The 15885-nt window shown below is 58.4% G+C and carries 13 protein-coding genes and 1 tRNA gene; all 14 read left to right on the plus strand.

Annotation, left to right across the window (positions count from 1 at the left end):
• Positions 1-144, plus strand: a 144-nt coding sequence (locus FHR98_RS16445) for an EF-Tu C-terminal domain-related protein (RefSeq protein WP_496196075.1), incomplete at its 5' end; no start/stop codon positions are given.
• A gap of 77 nt (positions 145-221) precedes the next feature.
• Positions 222-297, plus strand: a tRNA-Trp gene (locus FHR98_RS16450).
• A 127-nt stretch (positions 298-424) separates the two neighbouring features.
• Complete coding sequence (gene secE / locus FHR98_RS16455; RefSeq protein WP_183417835.1) at positions 425-622, plus strand: preprotein translocase subunit SecE; 198 nt, start codon at positions 425-427, stop codon at positions 620-622.
• Between the two features lie 6 nt (positions 623-628).
• Positions 629-1159, plus strand: a complete 531-nt coding sequence (gene nusG / locus FHR98_RS16460; protein ID WP_183417836.1) for a transcription termination/antitermination protein NusG — start codon at positions 629-631, stop codon at positions 1157-1159.
• 150 nt (positions 1160-1309) lie between these two features.
• Positions 1310-1741: a 50S ribosomal protein L11 gene (rplK, locus tag FHR98_RS16465; RefSeq protein ID WP_183417837.1), complete on the plus strand. Its 432-nt coding sequence runs from the start codon at positions 1310-1312 to the stop codon at positions 1739-1741.
• 4 nt (positions 1742-1745) lie between these two features.
• Positions 1746-2441 (plus strand): 50S ribosomal protein L1, encoded by a 696-nt coding sequence (gene rplA, locus FHR98_RS16470; RefSeq protein ID WP_183417838.1) that lies wholly within the window; start codon positions 1746-1748, stop codon positions 2439-2441.
• Between the two features lie 329 nt (positions 2442-2770).
• A complete protein-coding gene (gene rplJ, locus FHR98_RS16475) occupies positions 2771-3289 on the plus strand; it encodes a 50S ribosomal protein L10 (RefSeq protein WP_183417839.1) in 519 nt (172 codons plus the stop codon).
• Between the two features lie 56 nt (positions 3290-3345).
• On the plus strand, positions 3346-3720 hold the full coding sequence (rplL, locus tag FHR98_RS16480; RefSeq protein ID WP_183417840.1) for a 50S ribosomal protein L7/L12: 375 nt from the start codon (positions 3346-3348) through the stop codon (positions 3718-3720).
• Positions 3721-3989: 269 nt separating this feature from the next.
• Complete coding sequence (rpoB, locus tag FHR98_RS16485) at positions 3990-8162, plus strand: DNA-directed RNA polymerase subunit beta (protein WP_183417841.1); 4173 nt, start codon at positions 3990-3992, stop codon at positions 8160-8162.
• An 89-nt stretch (positions 8163-8251) separates the two neighbouring features.
• A complete protein-coding gene (rpoC, locus tag FHR98_RS16490) occupies positions 8252-12433 on the plus strand; it encodes a DNA-directed RNA polymerase subunit beta' (RefSeq protein ID WP_183417842.1) in 4182 nt (1393 codons plus the stop codon).
• A gap of 320 nt (positions 12434-12753) precedes the next feature.
• The gene (gene rpsL / locus FHR98_RS16495) at positions 12754-13125 is read left to right on the plus strand and encodes a 30S ribosomal protein S12 (RefSeq protein WP_183417843.1); all 372 of its coding nucleotides are present in this window, start codon (positions 12754-12756) and stop codon (positions 13123-13125) included.
• Between the two features lie 15 nt (positions 13126-13140).
• On the plus strand, positions 13141-13611 hold the full coding sequence (rpsG, locus tag FHR98_RS16500) for a 30S ribosomal protein S7 (protein ID WP_183417844.1): 471 nt from the start codon (positions 13141-13143) through the stop codon (positions 13609-13611).
• Between the two features lie 12 nt (positions 13612-13623).
• Positions 13624-15702 (plus strand): elongation factor G, encoded by a 2079-nt coding sequence (fusA, locus tag FHR98_RS16505; protein WP_183417845.1) that lies wholly within the window; start codon positions 13624-13626, stop codon positions 15700-15702.
• 88 nt (positions 15703-15790) lie between these two features.
• Positions 15791-15885 (plus strand): GTP-binding protein (locus FHR98_RS16510; protein WP_246377584.1); only part of this gene is annotated, 95 nt, incomplete at its 3' end.

Genomic DNA, 15885 nt, shown 5'->3' on the forward strand with positions numbered 1-15885 from the left:
ACGGAGATGGTGATGCCGGGCGACAACGTGGCGATGGAAGTCGAGTTGATCGCGCCGATCGCCATGGACGAAGGCCTGCGTTTCGCTATCCGTGAGGGCGGCCGCACCGTCGGTGCCGGCGTCGTCTCCGCGGTCGTTAAGTAATCCTCTTAGGAGGTTTTAGCGGGGTTTGGGGTTGTGGCTGGTAAGCACGACCCCATTTCCCCTTTAGAAGTGGCGTTAGGAGTGTAGCTCAATTGGTAGAGCACCGGTCTCCAAAACCGGGGGCTGTGGGTTCGAGTCCCTCCACTCCTGCCAGTTGAGGCGCTTTGTGATGAGGCGCGCGATTGAGCGCCCGAGAAATTTTGGCTCCGGCAGCGGCAATGCCTTAAATGGTGGCGCTCCTGTCGGAATTGCCGTTTGAGACGGAAAAGGAAGGCCCACGATGGCCAAGACCAACGTCGCGCAGTTTTTTCGCGAAGTACGCCAGGAAGCCAGCAAGGTTACCTGGCCGACGCGGCGCGAGACCACTGTCAGCACAATCATGGTGTTTGTGATGGTGTTTCTGGCGGCGATTTTCTTCTTCTTGGTTGATCAGGTTCTGGCCTTTGCCGTGAAGCTGCTTCTTGGGATTGGAGGCTAACTGGTTATGGCCATCCGTTGGTATGTGGTCCACGTCTATTCGGGCTTTGAAAAGAAGGTCGCCGAGTCCATTAAGGATCAGGCGCGGCAGAAGGGCATGGAGGAACTTTTCGAAGAGGTCCTGGTGCCGACCGAGGAAGTGATCGAAATTCGCCGGGGTCAGAAGGTGACGTCGGAGCGCAAGTTCTTTCCAGGTTATGTTCTGGCCAAGATGGAACTGACTGATCAGAGCTGGCATTTGGTCAAGGATACGCCGAAGGTTACCGGTTTCCTGGGCAGCAAAGGCAAACCTTCCCCGATCTCGGAGAAGGAAGCGCAACAGATCCTGCATCAGGTTCAAGAAGGCGTTGAGCGGCCCAAGCCCTCGATCACCTTCGAGATCGGTGAGCAGGTTCGCGTTGCGGACGGTCCCTTCACATCGTTCAACGGAACGGTTGACGATGTCGATGAAGAGCGTTCGCGGCTCAAGGTGGCGGTTTCCATTTTTGGACGTTCGACGCCGGTGGAATTGGAATACTCCCAGGTCGAAAAGGTCTGATTTCCCTAGCGGGATGTTGGACTGGCCGGGAGAGGTGGCGGCGCTTTCAGGTTGGAAGAGTCGCAGTAGTGGCGCGGGAGGTGACGGTCGCATCAAAGTCCAAGCGACGACCGGACCGCGCAGCCCAGAATGTTAGAAGGGTGAATTGAAATGGCAAAAAAGATTGCGGGCTATATCAAGCTCGAGATTCCGTCGGGGCAGGCCAATCCCTCCCCGCCGGTCGGACCGGCGCTAGGTCAGCGCGGTCTGAACATCATGGAATTCTGCAAGGCCTTCAATGCGGCCACGCAGGGAATGGAGCCGGGTACGCCGACGCCTGTGGTCATCACGGCATACAGCGACCGGTCGTTCTCTTTCGAACTGAAGACTGCTCCTGCGTCTTACTATCTGCGCAAGGCGGCCAAGGTTGCGAAGGGTTCCCCCACCACGGGCAAGGGTTTCATCGGTAAGGTGACCCGCGCTCAGTTGGCAGAGATCGCCGAGGCCAAGATGGCCGATCTCAACGCCAACGACATCGATGCGGCGATCAGCATTATTGCCGGTTCGGCCCGTTCCATGGGCCTCGAAGTGGTGGAGGACTGAAATCATGGCGCACAAAGGTAAGCGTTATCAAAAGGTTATTGACGGCATTGACCGTCGGGCAACCTATGAAGTGGTCGAAGCGATCAAGATGATCAAGGGCCGGGCGAGCGCCAAGTTCGATGAGACGGTCGAGATCGCCATGAATCTGGGTGTTGACCCTCGCCACGCGGATCAGAACGTACGCGGTGCGGTTTCCTTACCGCATGGCACGGGTAAGGCGCTTCGCGTTGCCGTCTTTGCTAAGGGCGACAAGGCGGAAGAGGCGAAGAAAGCCGGCGCCGATATCGTCGGTGCGGAGGATCTCGCAGAGCAGGTGCAAGCCGGCCAGATGGACTTCGATCGCGTCATTGCCACACCGGACATGATGCCGTTGGTGGGCCGTCTCGGTAAGGTGCTGGGTCCGCGCGGTTTGATGCCGAACCCCAAACTGGGCACGGTAACGGCAGATGTGACCCAAGCGGTCGCCGACGCCAAGGGCGGTCAGGTTCAGTTCCGTGTCGAGAAGGCGGGCATCGTCCATGCCGGTGTCGGCAAGGCCAGCTTCAGCGAAGAAGCCCTGGTAGAGAACGTTAAGGCTTTCGTCGCGGCGATCAACCGCGCCAAGCCCAGCGGCGCGAAGGGGAGCTACATCAAGCGGGTAGCCCTTTCCTCGACGATGGGTGCCGGAGTGAAAGTTGAGGTTGCCAGCCTGGTCAACTGACCGGGTGGCGTGAGCAACCAAAGGGTTTCGGTGGTGGATTTTTCGGAATCGGCCACCGGGAAGACCGGCCGAGATGCCTTGGTGGCAATCGGCTGGTAACCTGTCCAAGACTGCAGGTGTGTTGTCTGTTCGCAGGCAATACTTAAGCCCATTTGCGGGCCTGCATAGACAGGAAGCAAAAGAATTTCGGAGGGCTCCTTCGAAAAGCTTGAGCTTCCGGGACAGGCGAACCGGGTCTTTCCGGACGCTTTGCCGGAAAGGCCTTCGTGCAACGGGCCGCAACACTTTCTCAGGAAGGCGTTGCAGTCCAATGACGGGAGAGACGATTCGTGGACCGTACGGAAAAAGAAGAGCTGGTGTCCACGCTGAACGCGTCCTTCGGCGAGGTCTCGCTGGTTATCGTGACCCAACAAACGGGGCTCACGGTGGCACAGTCGCAGGACCTGCGTCGCAAGATGCGTGCAGCCGGCGCCAACTTTAAGGTGAGTAAGAATCGGCTCACGCGTCTGGCTCTTAAAGGCACGAAGTTCGAGGGACTGGATTCGCTGTTCAGCGGGCCGACCGGCATTGCGATGTCGGAAGACCCCATTGCAGCGGCGAAGGTCGCCGTCGAGTTCGCCAAGGACAACGATAAACTACAGATCGTTGGTGGTGCTATGGATTCGCAGGTACTTGACGTCGAAGGCGTCATGGCCCTGGCCAAGCTGCCGTCCCTGGATGAACTGCGAGGCAAGCTGATTGGTCTTATGCAGGCCCCGGCGACAAAGGTCGCTGGCGTTCTGCAGGCTCCGGCTGGCCAGATGGCACGTCTCTTGAATGCCTATGCCCAAAAAGGCGAAGCCGCGTGATCCCGCGTGATCCGAGCAAACAGTAAGCTCAAGTTTAACTAGGAGTAGGAACTAAAATGGCTGATCTCGATAAGCTCGTTGCAGAGCTGTCCAAGCTGACCGTCCTGGAGGCTGCCGATTTGGCGAAGCGCCTCGAAGAGGAGTGGGGCGTTTCCGCCGCTGCTCCGGTTGCCGTTGCTGCCGCCGCTGGTGGTGGTGATGCTCCGGCTGCCGCTGAGAAGGACGAATTCGATGTTGTTCTGGCCGCCGTTGGCGACAAAAAGATCAACGTCATTAAGGAAGTCCGTGCGATCACCGGTCTTGGCCTGAAGGAAGCCAAGGATCTGGTCGAAGCCGCACCGAAGGCCGTCAAGGAAGCTGTTTCCAAGGACGAGGCCGAGAAGGTAAAGAAGCAACTCGAGGAGGCTGGTGCCACCGTTGAGTTGAAGTAAGTGCTGCGTGTAACGCTGCACTTTGCAGGCCTGGTCGGCGCGTCTCGGAAGGGGCGCGCCGGCGCAGGCTTTTCGTGCCTTCACGCATGAGCCCGGAGAAAACTCCTCCGAGTTGATGTGTGATGGCCCACTGCGCGGTTCCTCAAAACCGGGGTCTGAGCAGGGGTTGCAGAAGAGATTTATTGGCGTAGGCGGAAGGCTTTCCAGGATGTGCCCAGATACAGGCACTGGGCGGCGCCCCGCAAACAGATGTGATGAGGAAGCTTAAGATGGAGAGGTCCTTTACCGGTCGTAAGCGCATTCGCAAGAGCTTCGGACGGATTCCCGAAGTCACCGAAATGCCGAACCTCATCGAGGTGCAGAAAACTTCCTATGACCAGTTTCTGCTCGCCGATGTAAAACCGGAGAAGCGCCCGCAGAGTGGGCTACAGGCGGTTTTCAGTTCGGTATTTCCGATCCGCGATTTCGCCGGACGTTCGGAGCTCAATTTCGTTCGCTATGAACTGGAAGAGCCGAAGTACGACGTCGAGGAATGCCAGCAGCGCGGCATGACTTACGCAGCGCCCTTGAAGGTCACGCTGCGCCTCGTCGTCTGGGATATCGACGAGGACAGTGGTGCCAAGTCGATTCGCGATATCAAGGAGCAGGACGTTTACATGGGCGATATGCCGCTCATGACCGGCAACGGCACTTTCGTGGTGAACGGCACCGAGCGTGTGATCGTCTCGCAAATGCATCGTAGCCCGGGCGTGTTTTTTGACCATGATCGCGGCAAGACCCATTCGTCGGGCAAATATCTCTTCGCTGCGCGCGTGATCCCTTACCGTGGTTCCTGGCTGGACTTTGAGTTCGACGCCAAGGACATCGTTTATGTGCGTGTGGACCGTCGCAGGAAACTGCCGGCAACGACATTCCTGATGGCGCTCGACAGCATTGAGACGGAGAAACGGCGCGCCGATGCTGCCAAGAAGGGCGAAGCGGTTGATTTGGCGTCCCTTGAAGGGATGTCGGCGGAAGAGATCCTGGAGGCTTTCTACGACGGCGTGACCTATAAGAAGGTCAAGGGCGGTTGGAAAACCGCCTTTTCGCCAGAGCGTTTGAAGGGCTCCAAGCTGGTCGCGCCGCTGGTCAACGCCAAGGACGGCGAGATCGTTGCCGAGGCCGGTGCCAAGATGACCCCGCGCCTGCTGCGCAAGATCGAGGAAGCGGGTCTCAAGGAGATCCTTGTAACCGAGGAGGAACTGCACGGTCTTTATCTCGCCGGTGACCATATCAACGCAAAGACCGGCGAGGTCTTGGCTGAGGCGGGCGATGAGATTACGGAAGAGTCTCTGGAGACCTTGTCCAATGCTTCCGTGAAGGAAATCACGGTACTGGCGATCGATCACCTCAATATCGGCCCTTACATCCGCAACACGCTGGCAGCGGACAAGAACCGCAGCCGCGAGGATGCGCTGATCGATATCTACCGGGTGATGCGTCCGGGCGAGCCGCCGACGCTGGAGACGGCCGAGGCAATGTTCCAGAGCCTGTTCTTCGACTCGGAACGCTACGATCTTTCCGCCGTCGGTCGCGTGAAGATGAATGCCCGTTTGGGATTCACGGACGTTTCCGACGAAGTGCGTGTGCTCCGGAAGGCCGATGTGTTGTCTATCCTCAAGATTCTCTGTGAATTGAAGGACGGCCGCGGCGAGATCGACGATATCGATCATCTGGGCAATCGGCGCGTGCGTTCGGTCGGTGAGCTGATGGAGAATCAGTACCGAGTCGGCTTGTTGCGCATGGAGCGCGCGATCAAGGAGCGTATGAGCTCGGTCGAGATTGACACGGTGATGCCGCATGACCTGATCAATGCCAAGCCAGCCGCCGCCGCCGTGCGCGAGTTCTTCGGTTCTTCGCAGCTTTCCCAGTTCATGGATCAGACCAACCCGTTGTCCGAGATCACGCACAAGCGTCGTCTTTCGGCCTTGGGCCCGGGCGGTCTGACGCGTGAACGCGCCGGCTTCGAAGTTCGCGACGTGCATCCGACCCACTATGGACGCATTTGTCCCATCGAGACGCCTGAAGGCCCAAACATTGGCCTGATCAACTCGCTGGCGACCTATGCGCGGGTCAACAAGTACGGCTTCATCGAGAGCCCCTACCGGAAAATCGTCGATAACAAAGTGACGGACGAGGTCATCTATCTTTCGGCGATGGACGAAGGGCGCTATACGATCGCTCAGGCCAATGCGACGTTGGATGACAAGGGCCGCTTCGTTGACGATCTGGTGTCTAGTCGTCAGGCGGGCGACTACATCGTTGCCCGTCCCGAGGACATCGACCTCATCGACGTGTCGCCCAAGCAGATCGTTTCGGTTGCCGCGGCGCTCATTCCCTTCCTGGAGAATGACGACGCTAACCGCGCGCTGATGGGCTCCAACATGCAACGCCAGGCGGTACCGCTGTTGCAGGCGGAAGCGCCGTTGGTGGGAACAGGCATGGAAGAAACGGTTGCACGCGACTCAGGTGCGTCGATCGTAGCGCGCCGCGCCGGTGTAATCGATCAGGTCGATGCGACCCGTATCGTTATCCGTGTCACCGAGGAAACCTCGAGCGGAGAGCAGGCCGTCGACATCTACAACCTGTTGAAGTTTCAGCGGTCGAACCAGAACACTTCGATCACCCAGCGTCCGCTGGTCAAGGTCGGAGAAATGGTGGAGAAGGGCGATATCATCGCCGACGGCCCCTCGACCCAGCTGGGCGAGCTGGCGTTGGGCCGCAACGTGCTCGTCGCCTTCATGCCGTGGATGGGCTACAACTTTGAGGATTCGATCCTCATCTCCGAGCGCATCGTCCGAGACGACGTCTTCACCTCGATTCACATCGAAGAGTTCGAGGTCATGGCCCGCGATACCAAGTTGGGCCAGGAAGAGATCACCCGCGACATTCCCAACGTCGGTGAGGATGCTCTGCGCAACCTCGACGAAGCCGGTATCGTTTATATTGGTGCCGAGGTGAATGCAGGTGACATCCTGGTCGGCAAGGTCACGCCGAAGGGCGAATCGCCGATGACACCCGAGGAAAAACTGCTTCGGGCGATCTTCGGCGAAAAGGCCTCCGATGTTCGCGATAGCTCCTTGAAAGTGCCGCCCGGCGTGACCGGAACGGTGGTTGAGGTTCGCGTCTTCTCGCGCCGCGGCGTCGAGAAGGACGAGCGTGCCCTGGCTATCGAGCGGTCTGAAATCGAGCGGCTTGCCAAGGACCGTGATGACGAGAAGACCATTCTGGAGCGCAGCTTCTATGGCCGCCTCAAGGATCTTCTGATCGGCGAGACGGGCGTTTCCGGTCCCAAAGGCTTCAAGAAGGGCGTTAAGATCACCGAGGAAGTCCTCTCTGATTTCACGCCGGGTCAGTGGCGCCAGATCGCCGTCAAGGGCGACAAGCGCCAGGGTGACGTCGAGGCGCTCAACAAGCAGTTCGAGGAAGCCGTCGGGGCGCTGCAGAAGCGTTTCGAGAACAAGGTGGACAAGTTGCAGCGCGGCGACGAGTTGCCGCCGGGCGTGATGAAGATGGTCAAGGTTTTCGTGGCCGTGAAGCGCAAGCTTCAGCCGGGCGACAAGATGGCCGGACGCCACGGCAACAAGGGTGTCATTTCCAAGATCATGCCGATGGAGGACATGCCTCACCTGGAAGATGGTACTCCGGTGGATATCGTGCTCAATCCGTTGGGTGTGCCCAGCCGCATGAACGTCGGGCAGATTCTTGAAACGCACCTTGGATGGGCTTGTGCAGGGCTGGGGCGTGATATCGGGCGCATGCTCGATGACGCGAACCGAACCGGCAAGTTCAAGGTGCTGCGCGACAAGCTCAAGGACGTCTACGGTCCGGAAGTCTACAAGAAGATGATCACCGACCTTGAAGATCGCCATATCGGCGAGCTTGCGAACAACCTGCGTGGTGGTGTTCCCATTGCCACGCCGGTGTTTGACGGTGCACGAAGCGAAGACATCATGGAGATGTTGGTAGAGGCCGGTCACGACACGTCGGGTCAGGTCTGGTTGTGGGATGGTCGCTCGGGCGAGAAATTCCACCGCCCGGTAACAGTCGGCTACATCTACATGCTGAAACTGCATCACCTCGTCGACGACAAGATCCACGCCCGTTCCATCGGTCCGTACAGCCTTGTGACTCAGCAACCGCTGGGCGGTAAGGCGCAGTTCGGTGGACAGCGCTTCGGTGAGATGGAGGTCTGGGCGCTGGAAGCTTACGGCGCAGCCTACACCTTGCAGGAAATGCTCACGGTCAAGTCGGACGACGTATCGGGTCGTACCAAGGTCTACGAGTCGATCGTCAAGGGCGATGATAACTTCGAGGCAGGTATACCGGAATCCTTCAACGTTCTCGTGAAGGAACTGCGTTCGCTGGGCCTCGACGTTGAGTTGAAGCAGAGCGGCTTCTAATAGGTCCTAGAAAAAGGGGCGACCGGTTGTGAAAAGCCGGTCGTCTCGAAGCCCCACCCTCGGGGCACCATGATTATCGGGAGATACCGATGAACGACATCATGAACCTCTTCGGTCAGCCCTCTGGCCCGCAGAGCTTCGATCAGATCCGCATTTCCATTGCCAGCCCGGAGCGCATCCGTTCCTGGTCGTTCGGTGAGATCAAGAAGCCGGAAACCATCAATTACCGGACTTTCAAGCCGGAGCGCGATGGCCTGTTCTGCGCCCGAATTTTCGGCCCGGTAAAGGACTACGAGTGCCTTTGCGGCAAGTATAAGCGCATGAAATACCGCGGCATCATCTGCGAGAAGTGCGGCGTCGAAGTGACCCTGTCCAAGGTCCGCCGCGAGCGCATGGGCCATATCGAACTGGCCAGCCCGGTTGCGCATATCTGGTTCCTGAAATCACTGCCGAGCCGTATCGGTCTTCTCGTCGACATGACGTTGAAGGAGTTGGAGCGGGTGCTCTACTTCGAAAACTTTGTCGTAACCGAACCTGGCTTGACGCCGCTCAAGCAGCGCCAATTGTTGAGCGAGGACGAATACCTCGACGCGCAGGAAGAGTTTGGGGAAGACGCCTTTACAGCTCTTATTGGCGCCGAAGCCATGAAGGAGATGCTCTCGCGCCTCGACCTTGAGGAGCTTGAGATCGAACTGCGTGCCGAGTTGAAAGACACCAATTCGGAAGCAAAACGCAAGAAGTTGGTCAAGCGTCTGAAGCTGGTTGAGTCTTTTGTCGTATCCGGTGCGCGGCCCGAGTGGATGATTTTGGATGTCGTTCCCGTCATTCCGCCCGAGTTGCGTCCGCTTGTGCCCTTGGACGGTGGCCGTTTCGCGACCTCTGACTTGAACGATCTCTATCGCCGCGTCATCAACCGCAACAACCGTTTGAAGCGACTGATTGAACTGCGTGCGCCCGATATCATCGTGCGCAATGAAAAACGCATGCTGCAGGAGTCCGTTGACGCGTTGTTTGACAACGGTCGCCGCGGCCGTGTCATCACGGGCGCCAACAAGCGGCCCTTGAAGTCGCTGTCGGACATGCTGAAAGGCAAGCAGGGTCGCTTCCGTCAAAACCTTCTGGGTAAGCGCGTCGACTACTCCGGTCGTTCGGTCATCGTGGTGGGACCGGAACTGAAGCTGCATCAGTGCGGCTTGCCAAAGAAGATGGCGTTGGAGTTATTCAAGCCCTTCATCTATTCGAAGCTTGAACTCTACGGCATGGCGTCGACGATCAAGGCCGCCAAGAAGATGGTGGAAAAGGAACGCCCCGAAGTTTGGGATATTCTGGAAGAGGTCATTCGCGAGCATCCGGTCATGTTGAACCGGGCGCCCACGTTGCACCGCTTGGGTATTCAGGCGTTCGAACCGGTATTGATCGAAGGTAAGGCAATCCAGCTTCACCCGCTGGTTTGTACTGCATTCAACGCGGACTTCGACGGTGACCAGATGGCGGTCCACGTGCCGTTGTCGCTGGAAGCCCAGTTGGAAGCGCGCGTCTTGATGATGTCGACCAACAATATCCTGTCGCCGGCCAATGGTAAGCCGATCATCGTCCCGTCTCAGGATATTGTTCTGGGTATCTACTACCTGACGATGGAGAACGACGGCGAGCAGGGCGAGGGCATGGTGTTCGGCACCATGGGCGAGATCGAGCATGCGTTGGAGGCACACGCCGTGTCGCTGCATGCCAAGATCAAGGCGCGTTATTCGACCGTCAATTCCGAGGGTGAGCCGGTCGTGCAGCTGGTCGATTCTACGCCTGGCCGCATGTTGTTGGCGCAGGTGTTGCCGCGCCACAAGAAGCTGCCTTTCTCGACCATCAACCGCCTTTTGACCAAAAAGGAGGTAACCGAGGTTATCGATACGGTTTACCGCCACTGCGGCCAGAAGGAGACGGTTATTTTCTGTGACCGCATGATGGGCCTGGGCTTTGCTTATGCCTGCCGTGCGGGCATCTCCTTCGGCAAGGACGACCTGATCATTCCGGAAGCCAAGATCAAACTGGTCGAGGAAGCCCAGGATCAGGTGAAGGAGTTTGAACAGCAGTACCAGGAAGGCCTCATCACGCGCGGCGAGAAGTACAATAAGGTCGTCGACGTTTGGTCGTCTTGCACCGATAAGGTGGCCGAGGAGATGATGAAGGTCATGTCCCAAAACCGGGGACTGTCCATCAATTCGGTTTACATGATGGCACACTCCGGTGCGCGTGGTTCCGCCGCGCAGATCAAACAGCTTGCCGGCATGCGCGGGCTGATGGCTAAGCCGTCGGGCGAGATCATCGAGACGCCGATCATTTCCAACTTCAAGGAAGGCCTGTCGGTCCTGGAGTACTTCAACTCCACGCACGGCGCCCGTAAGGGACTGGCCGATACTGCCTTGAAGACGGCGAACTCGGGATACCTTACCCGCCGTCTCGTCGACGTGGCGCAGGATTGCATCATCGTCGAAGAGGATTGCGGCTCCGAGAAGTACCTGACGCTGCATCCCGTGATCGAGGGCGGCGAGGTCATCGCTCCCTTGGGCGAGCGTATCCTGGGTCGCACGGCGGCCGAGGATGTGGTCGATCCGTTGTCGGGCGAAGTCATCGTCAAACGCAATGATCTGGTGACCGAGCCGGAGGTCGAAGCCATCGACCGGGCCGGAATTGACGTGGTTCGCATCCGTTCGACCCTGACTTGCGAGAGCCGGGGCGGCGTCTGCGGCCACTGCTACGGTCGCGATCTGGCGCGTGGCACGCGCGTCAACCAGGGTGAGGCTGTCGGCGTAATCGCGGCGCAGTCGATCGGTGAGCCGGGCACCCAGTTGACCATGCGTACCTTCCATATCGGCGGCGCGGCGCAGGGTGGTGCCGAGCAGTCGAGCATCGAGGCAGTGAGTGATGCCCTGGTGAAATGGCACAACAAGAACGTTGTCCATAACTCCGAGGGCGTGGCCATTGCCATGAGCCGCAACATGGAAGTCGTGCTGCTGGATGAGCAGAAGCGTGAGCGGGCCAGGCATAAGGTTCCTTATGGTGCGCGTTTGCTCGCGGAAGAAGGCAAGAAGGTTACCAAGGGTCAGCGTCTGGCCGAATGGGATCCTTATACGACGCCTATCATCAGCGAGCGGGAAGGTATTGCCAGCTATGTCGATTTGGTCGAAGGAATTTCGATCAAGGAGCACATGGACGAGACGACCGGCATTTCCAACCGCGTCGTTATCGATTGGAAGCAGCAGCCCAAGGGTGCGGACCTCAAGCCACGGGTCACTTTGCGTGACGAGAAAGGTGAAGTCGTCACGTTGGCCAACGGTCTGGAAGCGCGCTACTTCATGTCGGTGGACGCAATCCTGTCGGTTGAGCATGGCTCTCAGGTCCAAGCCGGTGACGTCTTGGCGCGTATTCCGAGGGAGAGCTCCAAGACCCGCGATATCACGGGTGGTCTGCCGCGCGTGGCTGAACTGTTCGAAGCCCGCAAGCCCAAGGACTTCGCCATCATTGCGGAAATTCCGGGGCGCGTTGAGTTCGGACGTGATTACAAGACCAAGCGTCGCGTAATCATCCAGCCGGCCGAGGATGGTGTGGAGCCGAAGGAGTATCTGATCCCGAAGGGCAAGCACCTGGCGGTTCAGGAAGGCGACAACGTTGAGCGCGGCGACCTTTTGATGGACGGCAACCCGGTGCCGCATGACATCCTCGAGGTGTTAGGTGTCGAGGCCTTGGCCGAGTATCTGATCAACGAGGTGCAAAGCGTCTATCGTCTGCAGGGCGTGAAGATCAATGACAAGCATATCGAGGTCATTGTTCGTCAGATGCTACAAAAGGTGGAGATCACCTACGGCGGAGACACGACCTTCCTGGTTGGCGAGCAGACCGACCGTGAAGAGTTCGAGATGGTGAACGACAAAGTGATTGCTAGCGGTGGAAGGGCTGCCGAGGCCAAGTCGGTCTTGCACGGCATCACCAAGGCAAGCTTGCAGACTCGTTCGTTCATCTCGGCCGCGTCGTTCCAGGAGACTACCCGTGTCCTCACCGAGGCCGCAGTGCAGGGTAAGGTCGACGAGTTGATCGGTCTCAAGGAGAACGTGATCGTCGGTCGTCTGATCCCAGCGGGTACAGGCTCCATCGTAAACCGCATGCAGCGACTCGCGGCCGAGCGCGACCGGGCGATTCTCGACGCGCGGGAAGCCGAGCAGCTCGCTTTACAGGCGGATTCGGGTGAAGTCGCCGAGGAGGCACCAGCTCAATCTTGAGCTTGGTGATTTATTCAGGTCATTATCCCGGATCTTTGCGCAATATTATTTCAAATTGTGCCAAGGTCCGGGAAAGCCTGGGTTCTCAGCAAAAAGTCAGCGTGTTTGGCTTGACGCGGATAGGGCACATACATAGTATGCGCCAACCTTTCGGGGGCTGGTGGTAGACCTGTTCTACGGTCTAGACGCAGTTCCGGGTTTTACGAGACGAAAAATAGCCGCCTTTTTAAGGTGGTACGGAAACTCCGCAGAGGGGGCGATTTGTTCGTTCCCGCGCGGTGCTTTGTTATGCAACTAGGGTCTTATAAGGAAGCGATCGGATGCCTACGATCAATCAGTTGATCCGTAAGCCGCGCAAGCCACAGGTGGCGCGGAACAAGGTGCCGGCTCTTGAAGCCTGCCCGCAGAAGCGCGGCGTTTGCACCCGTGTTTACACGACCACGCCGAAGAAGCCGAACTCGGCACTTCGTAAAGTGGCGCGCGTTCGCCTCACCAATGGGTTTGAGGTGACGAGCTATATTCCCGGCGAGGGGCATAACCTTCAGGAGCACTCCGTGGTCATGATCCGCGGTGGTCGCGTGAAGGACCTTCCTGGTGTTCGTTATCACATCATTCGCGGCACGCTCGATACGCAGGGCGTCAAAGATCGTCGCCAGCGCCGTTCGAAATACGGCGCCAAGCGGCCGAAGTAAGGAAGGTATAAAGCTATGTCGCGTCGTCATAGTGCCGAGAAGCGCCAGATCCTGCCGGACCCGAAGTTCGGTGACGTGGTGCTTTCGAAGTTCATGAACAACCTGATGCTGGACGGCAAGAAGTCCGTCGCTGAGGGTATCGTCTATGGTGCCTTCGATCAGATCGAAGGGAAGACCAAGGGCGACCCCGTAAAGGTGTTCCACGAAGCCCTGGACAACATCAAGCCGGAGCTGGAAGTGCGTTCTCGCCGCGTTGGTGGTGCGACCTATCAGGTTCCCGTCGAGGTGCGCCACGACCGTGCGCAAGCCTTGGCGATCCGCTGGCTGATTGGTGCGGCCCGGGCGCGCAGCGAGCTGACGATGGTCGATCGCTTGGCTAACGAGTTGATCGATGCGGCTAACAGCCGCGGCGCTGCCGTGAAGAAGCGTGAAGATACCCACCGTATGGCGGAGGCCAATAAGGCCTTCTCCCATTACCGCTGGTAAAAGAGGTTCGTTATGGCTGGCCGTCAAACCCCGCTCAATCGCTACCGCAATATCGGCATCATGGCCCACATCGATGCGGGTAAGACGACGACGACTGAGCGCATTCTGTTTTACACGGGCAAATCCTACAAGATCGGCGAGGTCCACGAGGGCACCGCGGTCATGGACTGGATGGAGCAGGAGCAGGAGCGTGGCATCACGATTACGTCTGCTGCGACGACTACCTTCTGGCGTGACCACCGTGTGAACATCATCGATACGCCCGGACACGTCGACTTCACCATTGAGGTCGAGCGTTCCTTGCGTGTGCTCGATGGCGCCGTTGCGGTGTTTGACTCGGTGGCCGGTGTTGAACCGCAGTCCGAAACCGTGTGGCGGCAGGCCGATAAGTACAAAGTTCCGCGCATTTGCTTCGTCAATAAGATGGACCGCATCGGCGCGAACTTCTTCCGTTGCGTCGACATGATCGTTGATCGCCTGGGCGCCGTTCCGGCGGTGTGTCAGTTGCCTATCGGCTCCGAGTCCGAGTTTGAGGGCATCATCGACCTCGTGAAGAACAAGGCGCTGATCTGGCATGACGAGTCTCTTGGCGCGAAGTTCGATGAGGTCGATGTTCCTGCCGAGTACGCAGAGCAGGTGGCCGAGTACCGTGAGAAGCTTATCGAGTTGGCTATCGAGCAGGACGATGCCGCGATGGAGGCTTATCTTGATGGCACCGAGCCTGACGAGGCGACGCTAAAGGCATGTATCCGCAAAGGTTGCACGACGCTTAAGTTCGTTCCGGTGTTCTGTGGCTCTGCTTTCAAGAACAAGGGCGTTCAGCCGCTGTTGGACGGTGTCGTGGACTTCCTTCCAAGTCCTGTCGACGTACCGCCGATGCGCGGCGTGAAGCCGGACAGCGACGAGACGATTACCCGTCCTCCAGAGGACGATGCCCCCTTGTCGGCGTTGGCATTCAAGATCATGACCGATCCTTTTGTCGGTTCGCTGACCTTCGTACGTGTCTATTCGGGCAAGCTGACGAAGGGCACACAGGTCCTGAACTCGGTCAAAGATCGTAAAGAGCGTGTCGGACGTATGTTGCTTATGCATTCGAACCACCGCGAGGAAATTGATGAGGCCATGGCAGGCGACATCGTCGCGCTGGTTGGCCTGAAGGATTCCACGACTGGTGAGACGCTTTGTGACAGCGCCCACCCGATCATTCTGGAGCGTATGGAGTTCCCGGCGCCCGTGATCGAAGTTGCTGTGGAGCCGAAAACGAAAGCCGACCAAGAGAAGATGGGGCAGGCCCTGCAGCGTTTGGCGCAGGAAGATCCGTCTTTCCAGGTGGCAAGCGACCCCGAGAGCGGCCAGACGGTCATCAAGGGCATGGGCGAGTTGCACCTGGACATCATTGTCGATCGTATGCGGCGTGAGTTTAAGGTGGAAGCGAACGTCGGCGCACCTCAGGTTGCTTATCGCGAGACCCTGGGACAGCGCGCAGAAGTCGATTACACGCACAAGAAACAGACTGGCGGTTCGGGCCAGTATGCCCGCGTCAAAATCGTGTTCGAGCCCTTGGAGCCCGGTTCAGGTTTCGTGTTCGAGAACGCGATTACCGGTGGCTCCGTGCCGCGGGAATATATCCCGGGTGTTCAACACGGGATTGAGACCGCGATGGTCAATGGTGTGATTGCCGGCTTCCCGGTGATTGACTTTAAGGCGAGTCTGATCGACGGTGCGTCGCACGACGTCGATTCGAGCGTGATGGCCTTTGAAATCGCAGCCCGCGCGGCTTTCCGCGAAGGTGTGCAGAAAGCCAAGCCGACGTTGCTCGAGCCCATGATGAAGGTAGAGGTGGTGACGCCCGAAGAGTACATGGGCGACATCATCGGCGATTTGAATTCTCGCCGCGGTAACGTCAATTCGATGGATCAGCGGGGTAATGCCCGAGTGCTGAACGCGATGGTTCCGCTGGCGAACATGTTTGGTTACGTCAACACCCTCCGGTCGATGAGCCAGGGGCGTGCCCAGTACACCATGCACTTTGACCATTACGAGCGCGTGCCGCAGGCCGTTGCTGACGAGGTGGTCGCAAAGATGGCCTGACGGCCCAAGGGGAGTTCCAGTGGATCACCCAGTGGGTTGTTCGATTAAGACAGATTTTAAAGCGCAAGCTTGAACGGAGATCGGTAAGATGGCGAAAGAGAAGTTTCAGCGTAACAAGCCGCACGTGAACGTGGGAACGATCGGTCACGTTGACCATGGCAAGACGTCATTGACGGCTGCGAT

This window comes from Limibacillus halophilus (assembly GCF_014191775.1).
Classification (GTDB): Bacteria; Pseudomonadota; Alphaproteobacteria; order Kiloniellales; family CECT-8803; genus Limibacillus; species Limibacillus halophilus.

Bases quoted from the DNA above. Each gene is read 5' to 3' on its own strand.
- nusG (WP_183417836.1), top strand. From the start codon at position 629: ATGGCCATCCGTTGGTATGTGGTCCACGTCTATTCGGGCTTTGAAAAG.
- rpoC (WP_183417842.1), top strand. From the start codon at position 8,252: ATGAACGACATCATGAACCTCTTCGGTCAGCCCTCTGGCCCGCAGAGC.
- rpsG (WP_183417844.1), top strand. From the start codon at position 13,141: ATGTCGCGTCGTCATAGTGCCGAGAAGCGCCAGATCCTGCCGGACCCG.
- fusA (WP_183417845.1), top strand. From the start codon at position 13,624: ATGGCTGGCCGTCAAACCCCGCTCAATCGCTACCGCAATATCGGCATC.
- rplA (WP_183417838.1), top strand. From the start codon at position 1,746: ATGGCGCACAAAGGTAAGCGTTATCAAAAGGTTATTGACGGCATTGAC.
- rplL (WP_183417840.1), top strand. From the start codon at position 3,346: ATGGCTGATCTCGATAAGCTCGTTGCAGAGCTGTCCAAGCTGACCGTC.
- rpsL (WP_183417843.1), top strand. From the start codon at position 12,754: ATGCCTACGATCAATCAGTTGATCCGTAAGCCGCGCAAGCCACAGGTG.
- rpoB (WP_183417841.1), top strand. From the start codon at position 3,990: ATGGAGAGGTCCTTTACCGGTCGTAAGCGCATTCGCAAGAGCTTCGGA.
- rplK (WP_183417837.1), top strand. From the start codon at position 1,310: ATGGCAAAAAAGATTGCGGGCTATATCAAGCTCGAGATTCCGTCGGGG.
- secE (WP_183417835.1), top strand. From the start codon at position 425: ATGGCCAAGACCAACGTCGCGCAGTTTTTTCGCGAAGTACGCCAGGAA.